Annotated in this window: 8 protein-coding genes; 2 read left to right on the top strand and 6 right to left on the bottom strand. The window is 72.2% G+C overall.

Translation table 11 applies throughout. The features are described 5' to 3' along the window. Positions 1-104 precede the first annotated feature (104 nt). Positions 105-3,602: an Eco57I restriction-modification methylase domain-containing protein gene (locus ACZ7DL_RS22070; protein WP_470776182.1), complete on the top strand. Its 3,498-nt coding sequence runs from the start codon at positions 105-107 to the stop codon at positions 3,600-3,602. A gap of 15 nt (positions 3,603-3,617) precedes the next feature. Here ACZ7DL_RS22070 and ACZ7DL_RS22075 read toward each other — a convergent pair whose 3' ends face one another. The 6 genes from ACZ7DL_RS22075 to fusA form a co-directional block, all read right to left on the bottom strand. After that, positions 3,618-4,742, bottom strand: a complete 1,125-nt coding sequence (locus ACZ7DL_RS22075) for an ADP-ribosylglycohydrolase family protein (protein ID WP_470776184.1) — start codon at positions 4,740-4,742, stop codon at positions 3,618-3,620. Between the two features lie 193 nt (positions 4,743-4,935). After that, complete coding sequence (locus tag ACZ7DL_RS22080) at positions 4,936-6,300, bottom strand: GH1 family beta-glucosidase (RefSeq protein ID WP_470776186.1); 1,365 nt, start codon at positions 6,298-6,300, stop codon at positions 4,936-4,938. 29 nt (positions 6,301-6,329) lie between these two features. Beyond that, on the bottom strand, positions 6,330-7,169 hold the full coding sequence (locus ACZ7DL_RS22085) for a carbohydrate ABC transporter permease (RefSeq protein WP_470776519.1): 840 nt from the start codon (positions 7,167-7,169) through the stop codon (positions 6,330-6,332). Positions 7,170-7,176: 7 nt separating this feature from the next. After that, the gene (locus ACZ7DL_RS22090) at positions 7,177-8,163 is read right to left on the bottom strand and encodes a carbohydrate ABC transporter permease (protein ID WP_470776521.1); all 987 of its coding nucleotides are present in this window, start codon (positions 8,161-8,163) and stop codon (positions 7,177-7,179) included. Between the two features lie 5 nt (positions 8,164-8,168). Continuing rightward, positions 8,169-9,485: an ABC transporter substrate-binding protein gene (locus ACZ7DL_RS22095; protein ID WP_470776188.1), complete on the bottom strand. Its 1,317-nt coding sequence runs from the start codon at positions 9,483-9,485 to the stop codon at positions 8,169-8,171. Between the two features lie 544 nt (positions 9,486-10,029). Next, positions 10,030-12,087, bottom strand: a complete 2,058-nt coding sequence (fusA, locus tag ACZ7DL_RS22100) for an elongation factor G (RefSeq protein ID WP_470776189.1) — start codon at positions 12,085-12,087, stop codon at positions 10,030-10,032. Positions 12,088-12,709: 622 nt separating this feature from the next. On the opposite strand from fusA, the gene ACZ7DL_RS22105 reads away from it, so the two are divergent. Beyond that, entirely contained in the window at positions 12,710-16,774 is a 4,065-nt protein-coding gene (locus ACZ7DL_RS22105; protein WP_470776191.1) for a hypothetical protein, read from the top strand. Positions 16,775-16,811 lie beyond the last annotated feature (37 nt).

Consider the following 16,811-nt stretch of genomic DNA (forward strand, 5'->3'; position numbering starts at 1 on the left):
GGCGACGGTGGACTTGCACGTCATATGCAATAAGCCGGGCTGCCGACGGCGTCGCCCTCTGGGACGATGTGCCGCGACAGAAGGAGAGCGGCGAAGGAGCGGCAGTGGCGCACCGGCTCGTCGACGGCGGCTTCGGCCTCGGGCGGGCCGTCGGCAGCACGACGGGCCGGCCGCCGGACCCGGGCCCGGTGGCGTGCCGGCCGGAGCAGTGGCGCGCCGAGCCCGACGCCGGCGGCTCCCGGGCGCTGGACCAGCTGTGCCGGAGCGTGCGGGAGGCGGTCACCGTGCTGGGCACGGGCTTTCTGCGGCACCCGCAGAACGGCTCGCTGCGCGAGCGCGTGCGCCCGCGGGAGCTGCGGACGGCGCTGCTGCGCCTGGTGTACCGGCTGCTGTTCGTGTTCGTGGCCGAGGACCGGGACGCCCTGCTCGCGCCCGACGCGGACCCGCCGGCCCGCGAGCGGTACGCGCGGACCTTCTCGTCGGCCCGGCTGCGCGCCCACGCTCGCACGCGGCACGGTACGGCCCACGGCGCCCGCTACCAGGCGCTGCGCCTCGTGCTGACGGCGCTCGGCCGGGAACAGGGCCGCCCCGAGCTGGGCCTGCCGGGCCTGGGCGGCCTGTTCACCGAGACCGACGCCGACGCCCCGCTGCGCGGCCTGAAGCTGTCCGACGAGGCGCTGCTCACCGCCGTACGCCAGCTGTGCCAGGTCCGCGACGGCGGTTCGGGGCGCCGGCGGGCGGTGGACTACCGGCGGCTGGACGCGGCGGAACTGGGCTCGGTCTACGCGTCCCTGCTGGAGCTGGAGCCCCGGTACAGCGCGGCGGAGCGGACCTTCGAGCTGGTCGAGTCCGCGGGCAACTCCCGGAAAACCACGGGCAGTTACTACACCCCGCCCTCGCTGGTCGACAGTCTGCTGGACTCCGCCCTGGACCCGGTGCTCCAGGACGCGGTGCGGCGCGGCGAGGATGCGGCGGCCCGTTCGGGCGAGACCGATCCGGCCGAGGCGGTCGTGCGCGAGCTGCTGTCCCTGAAGGTGTGCGACCCGGCGTGCGGCTCCGGGCACTTCCTGGTGGCGGCGGCCCGCCGGATCGCCAAGCGGGTGGCCGCCGCCCGGGAGCGCACCTCGGAGCCGACGCCGGCCGCGGTCCGGCACGCCCTGCACGAGGTGGTCGCCCGGTGCGTCTACGGCGTGGACCTCAACCCGATGGCGGTCGAACTGGCGAAGGTCTCGCTGTGGCTGGAGGCGCTGGAGCCGGGCAAGCCGCTGGGCTTCCTCGACGCCCGTCTGAAGCACGGCAACGGGTTGATCGGCGCGACCCCGAAGCTCCTCGCCGACGGCGTCCCCGCCGACGCCTTCAAGCCGATCGAGGGCGACGACAGGAAGACCGCCGCCGCTCTGCACCAGCGCAACCGGACCGAGCGCAGCGGCCACGCCGAGCCGCCGTCCGACGCCGCCGCGGCCGCCTGCGACAGCCGTCACGCGGCCGGGCCGGCCCGCAGCACGGCCGCCCCCGCCGACTCGCCGGCCGAGGTCCACCCTCAGGAGTCGGCGTACCGCGCCCACGTCGAGTCCGCCGGCCACCGCCCGGACGTGTACGCGGCCGACGCCTGGTGCGCCGCCTTCGTCTGGCACAAACGGCCGGGCGCGCCCGAGGCCCCCACGGACCGGATGGTCCGGGCGCTGCGCGGGCGCGAGCCGGCCGCCGTACCGGACGCCACGCACGCCGAGACCCTGCGGCTGCGCGACGAGTACGGCTTCTTCCACTGGCATCTGGAGTTCCCCGAGGTCTTCTCGGTGCTCGGGTCCGGTCGGGGCGGCCGGCCGGAGACGGGGTGGGCGGGCGGCTTCGACGCGGTGCTGGGCAACCCGCCGTGGGAGCGGGTCAAGCTCCAGGAGCAGGAGTTCTTCGCCGAGCGCTGCCCCGAGATCGCCCGCGCGAGGAACGCGGCGGCCCGCAAGCGGGCGATCGCCGAGCTGCGCCGTGACCCGGACGCGCGGCCGCTGTGGGAGGAGTTCGCGGCCGCCAAGCGCCGCTCCGAGGGCGAGAGCCACTTCCTGCGCGTCAGCGGCCGCTACCCGCTGACCGGCCGGGGCGACATCAACACGTACGCGGTCTTCGCGGAGGCCGGCCACGCACTGACCGGCCCCCGCGGGCGCACGGGGATCATCGTGCCGACCGGCATCGCCACGGACGCGACCACCCAGTTCTTCTTCAAGGACCTGGTCACGCGGGGCCGGCTGGCCGCCCTGTACGACTTCGAGAACGAGGACAGGGTGTTCCCCGGCGTCCACAACCAGCTGCGGTTCTGTCTGCTCACCCTGCGCGGCACCGGGGACCCGGCCGAGCCGGCGCAGCTGGTGTTCAAGGTGCGCCAGGCCGCGCAGATCGCCGAGCGGCGCTACCGGCTGACGGTGGAGGACATCCTGCGGATGAACCCCAACACCGGTACGTGCCCGGTGTTCAGCACCCGCCGGGACGCCGAGATCACGCTGGGCATCCACCGCCGGGTTCCCGTCCTCGTGCACGAGGCGCGCGCGGACGGCAATCCGTGGGGTGTGTCGTTCCTGCGTATGTTCGACATGGCGAACGACTCCGGCGTCTTCCGGCCCGACGCGCAGCGCGGCGAGACCTTCGACAACCTCCTGGAGGACGGCTGGAACCTGAAGGGCAACGTCCTGGTCCGGGACGGCGAGCGGCTGCTGCCGCTGTACGAGGCGAAGATGCTGCACCACTACGACCACCGCTTCTCCACGTACGAGGGCGCCACCGAGAAGCAGCTCAACAAGGGCACGCTGCCCCGGTTGACGGCCGCGCAGCACCAGGACGCGGCGGCCTGCCCCCTGCCGCGCTACTGGGTGCCGGAAGAGGACGTGCCGACGGGTGAGCCGGACCGCCAGGGCCGGGAGATCCGCGCGGCGGGCGTCCGCTCACGGCTGGCCGCCCGGGGCTGGGAGCGGGACTGGGTGCTCGGCTGGCGGGACATCACCAACAAGAACAACGAGCGCACCATGATCTGCTCGGTGGCGCCCGCGCACGGCTTCGGCCACAAGTTCATGCTGGCGCTCACGGACGGGGCCGCGCTGCTGGCGAGCGTGTGGTCCTCGTTCGTCTTCGACTACGCGGCCCGCCAGTCACTCGGCGGGACGTCCCTGAGCTACTTCGTGGTCCGTCAGCTCCCCGTCCCCGCACCCGAGACGCTGTCCCGGCACGCCGCCTTCATCGTGCCGCGGGCGACCGAACTGACCTACACCTCCGACGATCTGAGCGGCTTCGCACGCGAACTCGGCGACACCGGCGGCCCCTTCCACTGGGACCCGGATCGCCGGGCGGTGCTGCGGGCGGAGCTGGACGCCTTCTTCTTCCACCTGTACGGCGTGTCCCGCGACGACACGGCGTACGTACTGGACACCTTCAACGTCACCCGCGCCAACGACGTGAGGGAGTACGGCCGTTACCGCACCAAGGACCTGGTCCTCGCCGAGTACGACCGCATGACCGCCGCCGGCCTCACCGCCTCCACCCCGCTCGTGGACGGACGCGCCTACACGTCCACGCTCACCCCGCCGCCGGGCCACGGCCCCCGGCACCCCGCCCCCTGAACCCCGGAGCGCCGCTCACCAGCCGGGGTAGCGGTCCCACCAGTGCGGGTCCCAGCCCTTGATGTACTCGCTGCCGCTGGGCGAGTCGTCGATCTGGGCGGTCAGGTCGCGGGCCAGGGTGTCCAGCGCCCAGGCCAGTTCGTGCCGGCTCACCAGGTCCGCCGGCAGCGCCTCGGCGCCGTGGACCGCACCGAGCAGCGCCCCGGCCACACAGGCCACGGAGTCACCGTCGGGCGCGCCCGCCGCGAACTCGAGCGCGTCCCGGAACCGGGCCCGGCCTGGGAACGAGGCCGCCGTGTAGAGGCCACCCAGCAGCGCCGAGGGGGCGGTCGCGTCCGGGGCCAGGCGGGCCAGCAGGGCCGGCTCCGCGGGCCGGTCGACGGCCTGCCGGAACGCCGTCGGCAGCCGCTCGTGCTCGTCGCCGGAGAGCCGGCGGCGCTCGCCCGGCAGCGCGGCGATCCCCGCCTCCAGGGCCGCGCGCACGAGGCGGTCCCCGGCCTCCCCGGGGGTGTCCGGCAGCGGCGCCGTCAGACAGTGGTGGAGCAGGACGGCCGCCTGCACGGCGGCGGACTGCGCGGCCTCGTCCCCGTGCGTGAGCGCCGCGAACTCACCTGCCTGCTCGGCCCATTGGGGACCGGCCACGGCCACCGGGAGGGTCCGGGTGAGCGCGTGGCAGCCCCGGCTCGGCGTGGCGATCCGGCTGTGCGGGTCCTCGATCCGGGACAGGGCCGTCACCGTCGCCGGAGCGCTGCCGCGCCGCTCGGCCAGCGCGGGCACGCCCGCGAGCCAGCCGTCCGGCCACACCCGGTCGGTCGGCCAGGAGACCCAGCGGCGCCGCATCCGTTCCACTTCGATGCCCTGGAGTGCCGCCCAGCGGCAGTAGGCGTGCAGCACCACCCCGGGCGGATGGCAGATGCCCTTGTGCTGACCGCGCACCATGGCACGGATGACGCCCTCGGCGGTGAAACAGGCCAGCTGCGTGCTGACGCCGGCCCGCAGCGGGCCGGCAGCCGGGAGCCCGCCCCGGGCCGCGCCCAGCGTGTCACCGAGAGCCAGCCCGAGCATCAGCCCGCGCACCCGGGCCTGCCTGCGCAGGTACGCCCGCCCCTGCTCCCGCTGCGGCTCCTTCCCCACCACCACTCCGCCCCTTCCTCCCCGGTTCCCGGGCCTCCCCGACACCGGGCACACCGTATCGGGCCGGTCCTGGCGGGTGACCGGGGAGGGCGTTGTCGGTGGCGGCCGGCGCCGGAAGGGCGTCGTGCCACAAAAAGGAGGGGTGCCGGCCGGTGGACACGGGCTTCCCGCACGTGTCCACCGGCCGTCCGGGCCGGACTCAGGCGGCCCGGCGCCGCCGGTCGCGGTGGACGCGGACGATGTCCGCGTACCGGTGACCGCTGCCCTTGATCGTGCGGACCTGGGTGCGGTAGTCGACGTGGACCAGGCCGAAACGCTTGTCGTAGCCGTATGCCCACTCGAAGTTGTCCAGCAGGGACCAGGCGAAGTAGCCGGCCAGCGGCGCGCCCTTGCGGGCTGCGGAGGCGCAGGCGGCCAGATGGCGCTCCAGGTAGTCCTGGCGGTCCGGGTCGTCGACGGTGCCGTCGGGGCGGACCACGTCCGGGAAGGCGGAGCCGTTCTCGGTGACGTAGATCCTGCGGGCGCCGTACTCCTCGGTGAGCCGCAGCAGCAGTGTCTCGATGCCGCTCGCGTCGATCTCCCAGTCCATGCCGGTGCGCGGGATGCCCGCGCGGCGCACGGTACGGGCGTAGGGCGCAGGCCCGTCGGGGTCGTCGGCGACGTATGCCGGGAAGTAGTAGTTCAGGCCGAGCCAGTCCAGCGGGGTGGCGATGGTCACCAAGTCCGCGGCGGTTACGGGCAGTTCGACGCCGTAGGTCTCCACCATGTCGGCGGGGAAGCCGCGGCCGTGCACCGGGTCGAGCCACCAGCGGTTGACATGGCCGTCATGCCGTTGGGCCGCCGCCAGGTCCTCGGGGCGGTCGGTGGCCGGGTGCACGGTGGAGAGGTTGTTCACGATGCCGATCCGCGCACCGGGGGCGGCGGCGCGTACCGCCTGGGCGGCGAGGCCGTGGCCGAGGAGCAGGTGGCAGGAGGCACGGACGGCGGCAGTGAGGTCGGTCCAGCCGGGGGCCATCGTGCCCTCCAGGTGGCCGATCCAGGACGAGCAGGAGGGCTCGTTGAGGGTGGCCCAGAGCTGGACGCGGTCGCCGAGGCGCCCGGCGACGACGGAGGCGTACTCGGCGAACGCCTGGGCGGTGTCCCGCTCCGGCCAGCCGCCGCGGTCCTGAAGCGCCTGCGGCAGGTCCCAGTGGTACAGGGTGATGGAAGGGGTGATGCCCGCCTCCAGCAGGGCGTCCACCAACTCGTCGTAGAAGGCGAGCCCCTTGGGATTGACCGAGCCGGTCCCGCCGGGGATCACACGGGACCAGGCGACCGACAACCGGTAGGCATTGACGCCGAGTTGTCGCATCAGGCCGATGTCCTCGCGCCAGCGGTGGTAGTGGTCGCAGGCGATGTCACCGTTGTCGCCGTTCGCGATCTTCCCCGGCGTGTGCGAGAAGGTGTCCCAGATCGAGGGCGAACGGCCGTCCTCGGCGACGGCTCCCTCGATCTGGTACGCCGCTGTGGCCGTGCCCCACAGGAAGTCGTGCGGAAAGGCGGCGAGGTCGATGGGTTCGGACACGGAAGTCCCTTCGGGATCAGGGGTGTGGGTCACTTGACGGCGCCCGCCGTCAGACCCGCGACGAGATAGCGCTGAAGCAGCAGGAAGCCGGCCACCACGGGCACGCTGACGACCAGCGAGGCGGCCATGATCTGGTTCCAGTAGACGTCGTTGAGGGTGGAGTAGCCCTGGAGGCCGACGGCGAGGGTGCGGGTGGTGTCGTTGGTCATGACCGACGCGAAGAGCACCTCTCCCCAGGCGGTCATGAAGGCGTAGACGGCGACCGCGACGATGCCCGGGATCGCTGCCGGTACGACGATCCGGAACAGCGCGCCGAGCGGGCCGCAGCCGTCCACGAGCGCGGCCTCGTCCAGGTCGCGCGGCACCGAGTCGAAGTAACCGATCAGCATCCAGATGGAGAACGGCAGCGAGAAGGTGAGGTACGTCAGGATCAGCCCGCCACGGGAGCCGAACAGGGCGATGCCGGTGGCGTTGCCGATGTTGACGTAGATCAGGAAGAGCGGGAGCAGGAAGAGGATGCCCGGGAGCATCTGGGTGGACAGCACGGTGACCGTGAAGACGCGCTTGCCGCGGAAGTCGTAGCGGCTCACGGCGTAGGCGGCGAACACCGCGATGACCACCGAGCAGATCGTCGCCGCGCCGGCCACGATCAGCGAGTTCGCGAAGTACGTCGCGAGCGGCACGGTCGACCAGATGTCGATGTACGGCCGGACGGTCAGCGCGCTGGGCAGCCAGTGGAACGTGCCGGTGACGTCGGCGAGCGGCTTCAGCGAGCTGGAGACCATCACGTACACCGGGGTCAGCACGAAGCCGGCGAGCAGGGTGAGGAACACCCGCCGCGACCACAGGAACGAACGCGGCGGTGCCATGGACGAGTCACGCATCGGCGGGCCTCCGTCCGCGCGAGGTCAGCAGCAGGTATCCGCCCGTCACGACCAGCAGGAAGAACAGCAGCAGGACGGACATGGCCGAGCCGGTACCGAAGTTCCAGGTGACGAAGGAGGACTGGTAGATGTGCACCGAGATGAGGTCGGCGGCCTCGGGGGCGGACTTGCCGAACAGCACGTACGGCGTGTTGAAGTCGTTGAACGTCCACAGGAACAGCACCAGCACCAGCACCTGGTTGACCGGGCGCAGCGACGGCAGGGTGATGCGGCGGATCTGCTGCCACATCCCGGCGCCGTCCAGCGCGGCGGCCTCGTACAGCTCGCGCGGGATGTTCTGGAGTCCGGCGGTGACGATGAGGAACGCGAACGGCCAGCCCTTCCACACGGACACGGTCAGCAGGGCGTAGAAGCTGTTGTCGCCGATCAGCCAGAAGGACGGCTTGTCGGTGAGGTGCAGCTGGTCGTGCAGGACGTGGTTCACCAGGCCGTTGTCGTGCTGGAACATGAACACCCAGGTGATGACGGCGGCGTAGACGGGCAGCGCGTACGGCACCAGGAACAGCGCGCGCAGCAGGCCGCGCCCGCGGAAGGTGTCCTGCATGAAGACCGCGGCGGCGGTGCCGATCAGCCAGCACAGGCCGACCGACAGCAGGGTGAAGCCGACGGTGACGCCGAACGAGTGCAGCAGCGCCTTGCCGACGGGGGCGTCGAAGTCCACCGACACCCGGTAGTTGTCGAATCCGCTCCAGGGGGCGGTCCCCCAGTCGCGGATGTAGAACTGGGTGAGCTCCTTGAAGCTCATCACGATGCCGATCGCCATCGGCACCAGGTGGACGAGGAGTTCGAGGAGCAGGGCGGGCAGGAGCAGCAGGTAGGGCAGCGAGACGCGGGTGATCCGCCCGGTGCGGCGGCGGGGTTCGCGCGCCGCACCGGGGGACGTCTCACGCACCGGTTCCTTCAGTGCGGTGGTCGTCATCGTCGTCACGCCGCCGGCATCTGCTGCTGGGCCTTCTCCAGCTTCGCCCTGACCGAGTCGGCGGTCACGGCACGCCCGGCGGCGGCGTCGGCGAACAGCTCCTTGACGGCCGTACCGACCGCCGTCTCGAACTGCGACTCGGCCGGCACCTGCGGCAGCGCGGCCGCGCTCGTGGCGAGGGTGTCCTTCAGCACCGCGGTGGCCGGAGCGCTGAACGCCGGGTCCTCCTGGGCGGCCTTGACCGGCGGGATGGAGCTGTAGGCCTTGTTGAGGGTCTTCTGTTCGGCGTCGGAGGTCATGAACTTGACGAACTTCCTGGCGCCGTCGAGGTTGTGCGTGTTCTTGAAGACGGCGATGTTGATGCCCATGACGGCCGAGTCGACCTGAGTGCCCGTGCCGGGCGTTCCGGAGAGCACCGGTACCGGCGCGATGCCGTAGGCGTCCTCGCTCATGCCCTGGGACTTGAGGTTGGCGGCGGCCGACTGCCACAGCAGCATGGCCTGCTTGCCCTTGGCGAAGTCGCTGACGGACTGGTTCTGCGCGTACTCGGCGTCGCCGGCCGGGATGACCTTGTCCTTGGCCATCAGGTCGACGTACCTCTTGACCGCCGAGACCACCTTGGGGTTGGTGAAGTCGGGCTTGCCGTCGGCGGTGAAGAAGTCGGCGCCGTGCTGCTTGGCGAAGACGAAGACGTGGTGGATGTTCTCCGACAGGTTCGCCCCCTCGGCGCCGAGCACCGACGCACCCTTGGCCTTGATCTTCTTGCCGTCGGCGACCAACTCGTCCCAGGTCGCCGGGGGCTTGGCGATGCCGGCGTCGGCGAAGATCTTCTTGTTGTAGTAGAGGGCGTACGCCATCGAGTACAGCGGGACCGCGGCCGGGTCCTTGCCCGCCGCGCCGGTCGAGCCGAGAGCGGTGTCGGCGAACCGGTCCCTGCCGCCGATCTCGGCGAAGTTCTTCTCGTCCCACGGCAGCAGGGCGCCGGTCGCCTGGAGGGAGGCGCTCCAGGTGTTGCCGATGTTCAGCACGTCCGGGCCCTGGCCCGAGGTGGTCGCGGTCAGGATCCGGTTGAGCAGATCCGACCAGGGCACGACCTCCAGCTTCACCTTGATGCCGGTCCGCTTCTCGAACTTGTCGAGCTCCGGCTGGAGAACCTGCTTGTCCACGGCGACGCCGGCGCCTTGGTTGGAGGCCCAGTACGTCAACGTCTTCGGCGAGTCGTTCGACCCGCCGCTGGTGGACGATCCGCCTCCGCAGGCCGTGGCCGCAAGGGCGAGAGACAGTGTGACGGCGCCTACGGCCGCGGCTCGGATGCTGCGCATGGCTCCCGGTGTCCCTTCGGGGAGTGCATTGCACTCATGACTTAATTTAGGACGTGAGTTAAACCTCCAGCCAATCGCTCGTCAAGGGATCCGGCACACAAACCGCCCCGGCGGGCCGGTACACCACGGCACACGGAGAGACCAGGTGGCGGGGCCGGGCGGCCGTGGGGTGCGTGACCTGCGGCGGGTGAGCCGGAGCGCCGTACTGCAACGGTTGTGTGTCGATGGGCCGTTGACGTAGAGGCGGCGAACCGTCAGGCGCTCGGCCCCGCGGCCGGTCTGCGTTCAGGTCACCGAACTCACGTGGGTGGTGAGCCGATGGGGGATGCGCGGGTACGACCGCGGGTACGACGTCGATGCCGTCGTCGGTGGTCGAATACCCGGGCGGGCGGGCGGCGGGCGGGCGGAGCCGGCCTCCTGCCGCCTCCGCACGCCCGTCGGCTGTCACCTCTCGCTCATCGGCTCTCGTCCTCTCGGTTCTCGTCCTCTCGGCGCTCGGCTCCCTCGGCTCTCCGGGCTCCCTCGGCTCCCTCGGCTGAGGTCGCTACCCGACCGGTGTCGGCCGGGGTGCCGGTGCGTAGCCGGTGGGTCGGGTGGTGAAGGTGCCGCGGCCCTGTGTGCGGCTGCGCAACCGGGTTGCGTAGCCGAACAGTTCGGCCAGCGGCACGGTCGCGGTCAGCACGGCCGCGCCGCCGCGGGCCTCGTTGCCGCCGACCCGGCCGCGCCGGGCGGCCAGATCCCCGAGGACCCCGCCGACCGCGTCCGCCGGCACGGTCACCGTGACCTCGGCGACCGGTTCGAGCAGCTCCGTCCCGCAGGCCCGCAGGGCCTCGCGGAGGCCGAGCCGGCCGGCGGTGCGGAAGGCCATGTCGGAGGAGTCCTTCACATGCGTGGAGCCGTCGGTGAGCGTGACGCGCAGCCCGGTCACCGGGTGCCCGCCGAGCGGTCCCTCTGCGAGGGCGTCCCGGCAGCCGGCCTCCACCGCGCGCACGTACTCCTGCGGCACCCGCCCGCCGACCACGGCGGACCGGAACTCGAAGCCGGTGACGCCGGTTCCGGGGCCGAGCGGCTCGACGTCGAGAACGACATGCGCGAACTGCCCGGCGCCGCCGTCCTGTTTGACGTGCCGGAACACGAACCCGCGCACGGTACCGACGACGGTCTCCCGGTAGGCGACCCTGGGCCGGCCCACGGTGACCTCCGGGCCGCCGTCGCGGCGGATCTTCTCCACCGCGACCTCCAGATGGAGTTCGCCCATCCCGGACAGAACGGTCTGCCCGGTGTCGGCGTCGGTGCGCACCACCAGCGAGGGGTCCTCCTCGGCGAGCCGGGCGAGTGACGCCGCGAGCCGCCCGGTGTCCGTGCTCCGCCGCGCCTCGACCGCCACGGACACCACCGGCTCGGCGGCCACGGGCGGCTCCAGTTGGAGCGGGGCCCCGGGATCGCACAGCGTGGCGCCGGTCCGGGCCGACTTCACGCCAGCGACGGCGACGATGTCACCGGCGACCGCCCGGTCGAGCTGGACATGCCGGTCCGCCATGACCCGCAGGATGCGCGCCACCCGCTCGGTACGCCCGGTGCCCGGGTCCCACACGGAGTCCCCCTTCTCGACCGTGCCCGAGTACACGCGCACGTAGGCCAGGCGCCCGGTGGCGCCGGCGTTCACCTTGAACACGAGCCCCGCGAACGGCGCTGCGGGATCGGCGGCCCGCCGCTGCTCGGCGCCGTCGTGGACACCCCGCACGGCGGGTACGTCCAACGGTGAGGGCAGGTAGGCCACCACCGCGTCCAGCAGCGGTTCGATGCCACGGTTGCGATAGGCGGATCCGCACAGCACGACCACGCCGTCCCCGCTGTGGGTGAGGTCGCGCAGGGCTGCGCTGAGGGTGGCGGCGGAGAGCGTCTCGCGGTCGCAGAACTCCTCCAGGGCCGCCGGATGCCGTTCGGCCACCGCCTCCTCCAGCGCGCGGCGCCGCCGTACCGCCTCCTCCCGCAGTTCTTCGGGTACCGCGCCCTCCACGGCCGTACTCTCCCCGTCGCCCCACGTCAGGGACCGCATCCGCACCAGGTCCACCACGCCGGTGAAGCCGTCCTCGGCACCGATCGGCAGCTGCACGACCAGGGGCGCGGGGTGGAGCCGGTCCCGGATGGAGCCGACGGCCCGGTCCAGGTCGGCGCCGGCGCGGTCCAGCTTGTTGACGAACGCGATCCTCGGGACGCCGTGCCGGTCGGCCTGCCGCCACACCGACTCGCTCTGCGGCTCGACCCCGGCGACGGCGTCGAACACGGCGACCGCCCCGTCGAGAACGCGCAGCGACCGCTCGACCTCGTCGGCGAAGTCGACGTGGCCGGGGGTGTCGATGAGGTTGATGCGATGGCCGTTCCAGGCGCAGCTCACCGCGGCGGCGAAGATCGTGATGCCACGGTCGCGTTCCTGCGGGTCGAAGTCGGTGACGGTGGTGCCGTCGTGCACCTCGCCCCGCTTGTGGGTGGTGCCCGTCGCGTACAGGATCCGCTCGGTGACGGTGGTCTTGCCGGCGTCGACGTGGGCGAGGATGCCGAGGTTGCGGACGGCGGCGAGAGTGTCGATGTGGGTGCGCACGGCCCGGTGCCTTTCGGGAAGTCTGTGCTGGGAAAGGGCAGCGCGATTCCCCGTGTGCCGGTAGGAGCGGACGGTACGGCGCCGGCCCGGGCGGGATGCCGGGCAGGTCGCCGGGGTGTCAGCGTGGCGTCACGGGCATCCGGTGCCGGCCGCGCAGCGGGCACCGGACGGACGAGGACACCAGGATCACCTCGGTCCGCGCAGGGGGAACGACGACGGCGGTACGGTCACGCACGGCCCGGCTCCCCTCGATACTCACGGATCACGAAGCGCGCCGCCGTGGTGTGTCGGTGCGGCACGCGGTGTGTGGCGAGTCTAGGAAAATGATCAGCCGAGGAGTACCGATTTTCTCCGAGCCGACCGCTCACCGGTGGAGCGGGCTCCTGCGATCCTGCGCTCGGCAATCACCTGCCTCGGGGTCGGCCGTCTCGCCGGAGCGCCGCCTCAACAGCGAGATCGCCGCCCTTTCTTAGACAGCGGCGGGAGTCAACCGACCAGGATCCCGGCCGGCGCCCTCTTCGGGCGGCCTGCCGGCGGCGAGGGCCAGGCCTGGGAAGCGGCGATGTCAGTGCCACCGCGTAGCGTGTGATCATCGACCAGCACCACGGGGGAAGGCCGACGCATGGGCAGGCGTGTGGAAAAGAGCGGGTACACCGCGGAACTGACGGATGATCTGGAGGTCGTCTACCGCAACCCCCAGGGGCGAAGGCTCAAGAAGTTTCCCGACCCGCTCGCGGGTGCTCCGGGGCTCGTCTCCCTGCTCGAGGAACGGACGCATCTGCGGGGCCACCGTGAGGCGTGCCGCCTTCGAGCGGGTGAGTGGGCGCCGGCCGGGGTGAGCGTGCCGCGTGCCCTGGCCGACGCCGACCCGCTGTGGCGGGAGGCTCTGGAGGCCGAGTCCGTCGAGCTCACCGACGAGCTGGGCGACGGCGGCCTGTGGGCCCGTACATATGCCGGGTTCGACGGCCGTACGCTGACCCAACTGCTTCCCCAACAGCTCATCCCGTACCGCGACCACTTGATGCGCGGGCAGCACTGGGAGCCGGACGGCTGCTTCTCCACCGGCATACCGGACCCCTCCGACGGTGTGCTTCCCTTCCCCGAGCGGGTCATCGCCGCCCACCCCGGTCTCGAGGAGCTGGCGGCCGAGAAGCTCCTCCTCCTGCAGAACCGTACGAACCAGTGGAGTTACGTCTACAAGGCGGGCATCGACGGTGTCCTAGAGGACTTGGAGGAGTCGGCTCCCGCTCTGCTGATCACGCTCCTCGACGAGATGGCCGACCTTGCCCTGCGCCAGGGAGCGCATCCGGCAGCCGCCGCCTGGTTCGGGCGGGCCCGCACCGCCGAGCGGGTGCAGGCGCGCAAGGTAGACAGGGAGTGGCTGCTGCGCCGGTACCTCACGTACGCCGAGGGCAAGGCCCTCTCCGCCACGGCTCTGCGGGCCTGGGCCCGTGAGCTGGCCGTCAAGGGAGTGGCGACCGAGGCGGACCTCTCGCGCTTCCGCCTGGTGGTGATCCGCCGCATCCAGGCGTCGTCCGAGGTGTACCCGCAGCTGGCCGTCGATGTGCGCAAGCTCGCCAGGGCCGCCGGTCTCGAACCGGAGAGGGAACTGGCCACGCTGCTCGGGGAGATGTTCCTGGTCGGCGGTGCCTCGCCGGCCGACGACAAGTTCTTGGCCGACTGCCTCAAGGGCCGGGCCATGGACCTGCTGGGCACGCACGCCCCGGAGGCGGTCCGCCAGGTGCTGAGCCTGCGTCCTCGCCGTTTCGGCGACAGTTCCAGGGTGTGGCGGGAGCTGCTGGAGCGCACCGGTGCGCTGGCGCTGCTCACCGGTGAGGTCCCGGGGCTGCCCGTGGGCGAGGCCGCCGCCTGGCTGTCCGCGTGCGTATTGGCGAACAGCGACAGGAACGGCACCTGGCCCGTCATGTACGAGATCGCCGAGAGGATCGCGCCGAAGCTGGCGGCCGACGGTGTGCCCGTGGAGTTCCGTTACCGGCGCATCGGCGAACGCGCCGACGGTAAAACGCCTCTCGATCTGATCGACCTGCTTCTGGAGCACGGAGCGCCGGTCGCCGACCCGCCGGAGCTCCTTGGCCCGTCGCAGCTGTACCACATCCAGCTCAGCCATCGGCCGAAGCTGGAGCACCTGCAGGCGGACGAGCGCTTCGCCCGGGAGCTGCGGGCACGGGTGCGCGCCGACCTGGAGATGACCACCAAGGACCTGGCGTCCAACGCCTGGTACCAGCCGCACGAGACCAAGGGCTGGGAGCGGATCCCTGAGCTGTTCGACAATCCGATCGGGCACGAGGAGATCCGCGCCTGGTTCGGCCGCGAGCGGGCGAAGCTGCGCGCGGGGGTCGACTTCGAGGAGCTGGTCCTGCTGCTCGGCCGTCTCGTACACGTGGGCGTCGCGGTGGACCTGCTCCTGCAGGGTGAGGACGCGGCTGCGGAGTTCGCGGCGGTGGACGTCGTACCGCTGCTGATGGCGGAGCTGCCCGACACCGTCTCGCGCGCGCAGGTGGAGGAGCTGCTGGGCAGGCTCCAGCCCTACTACGTCGAGCGGGAGGGTGTCCGGGGACCCAATCGCGGGCCGATCCTGGAAGCGCTGCCGCAACTGGGCGAGCCGATGGACAGCCGGGCCGCCCGCTCCCTGGTGATGGCCGTCAACTGCCGTGCGGGACTGGAGCGTCTTGTCCGCCGCCTCACTCCCGGCGAGGGTGATGTGGTGCCGACCGCCGGCGCGCGGCCGGAGGAGCCGGAGGACCAGGTGAGCCGTCAGATGATGAAGCTCGCCAAGGACGGCACCGCCGTCTGGGGAGGCGATCTGGCGCAGGCCACCACCACGCTCGACCGCATGCCCCACGACGGCCGGTTCCGCCGCACGCACGCGTGCGGCGCGGCACTCGCCCTGTGCGCCGTCTCCTCGAGGGCGGACGGCTCGGCGGCCCGGTCGCTGATGACGTACGCCGCCCATCCCTTCGTCACCGGTGAGCCGGGCCGCTGGCGGATCGTCCACTGCGAGGTTCCCGAGGACCGTACCGACATCAACGCTCCGCTTCCCGGGAAGGTCTTCCGGACGGCCACGTCCGTCGCCTACGTACTGACGAGCAGAGGCAGAGACCCCCGTCGTACGTTGTGGGAGTACTCCCCGGACGGGACCTTCTCCGACGACGGCCCGCTGGCTCCCGCGGGCGTGAAGCTCACGCGTGCCCACGTGCTGAAGCCGGTGCGTCCCGGCGGCTGGCTCGCGCGCTTCGCCGAGCTGTACCGCAAGCACGGCCCGGCACCGGCCCGCCCGGAGCTCGCCGGAGCCTTCGCCGCGCGGCTGGGCCTCTCCCCTGCGGAGGCCACCGCACTGCTGACCGCACGCGTCCCCTGCGCGCCTCACCAGCTGGACGAGGAGGACGACTACCTCTCCCGCCACTACTCCGCCGACCTGGAGCCCTGGAAGATCCGGCAGAAGGAGTCGGAACAGGCGGTTGCCGCACTGTCCGACGCGCTCGGCCCCCGGTTCTTCACGACCTTCTACGACAAGCTCCTTCCCGACGATCCCGAGCAGCTGTGGGTCACGGGGCCGGACGTGGACCGGGCCGCCGAGTGGTGGCTGGAGGAGCTGGGCGCTCCGCTGCCCGTCCCCACCGCGCTCCTGCCCCTCGCCACCAAGGAGACACTCCCGCCCGAGGGTGAGGCGGCCGTCGCCCGGCAGCAGCGCCGGGGCGACCGGAGGTGGTGGCCCCACCTGCGACTGCCCGCCCTCCTCGGCCGGCTCGCCACCGGGGCGGACTGCCTTGCTCCCCACCGCGCCGGCCTGGTGGGCGAACCGCAGCTGCCGGCCCTGCCGAGGATCGCCGCCTGGCTCGCCTACCGCACCCCGGCCGGCGCCCCACTGCGCCCCGTGGTCGGCGCGGCGATATCCCGGCTGTGCGAGGAGCGGGCCTCGGCCCCCGGCCCGCTCACGCTCTTCTCACTGCAGAGCAACTACCTGATGGGGCCGCCCCCTTCCACCGAGGCGCTCACCACTCATCCGGCGGTCACGGAGGTGGCCGACGCGGCGTACGACATGCGTCATCTGCGGGTGGACCCTGCCGCGCTCAGGGGACCCGATGATCCGCTGCTGGACACCCTGGACACCTACCTCGACTCCGTACTGCCCTCTCAGTGGCTGCCCAGCCCCTCCGGATTGCCCGCCCTCGCGGACCTGCGGCTGCTGCTGAGCGACGACTTCGCCGCGCTCGGCGAGCACCTGGTCACCGACGGCGAGCGGCCCCCCGGCTGGGAACAGGACCCCGCGCGGTCCGTGCCGCATCTCGTCGAGGACTGCGTCAAGACCTTCGGGTTGGGCGAGGACGCCGCGTCGCTCTACCTGATGCTGCTGGCACTGCCGGACCCGTCGGACCGCAACGTCAAGGCGTGGACCGGATGGAAACCGAGCCGCTTCAAAGAAGCGGAGGCCGAGCTGGGCGCGTCGGGCCGAGTGCTGCGGGCCGTCCGGCCGCGAGCGGGCCGCTCCCTCTTCCTGCCGGGCGCCTGGCAGGAGCGGAAGCCGCCTCGCCTCCCGATCGAGGCGTCGAAGCTCGGCCTGCTGCCGCTGGCCAGGGAGCACCGGTCGACGTCACACCTGGCTGCGGTGCCCTCCGCCCCGCTGCCCACGCTGTTCACCCGGGCGTGGGAACGCAGGGCGCTGTGACGTGGACACTGCCGGATCCGATGCTCGCCACTTCCGT

It is taken from the genome of Streptomyces sp. NPDC036984, from assembly GCF_055607665.1.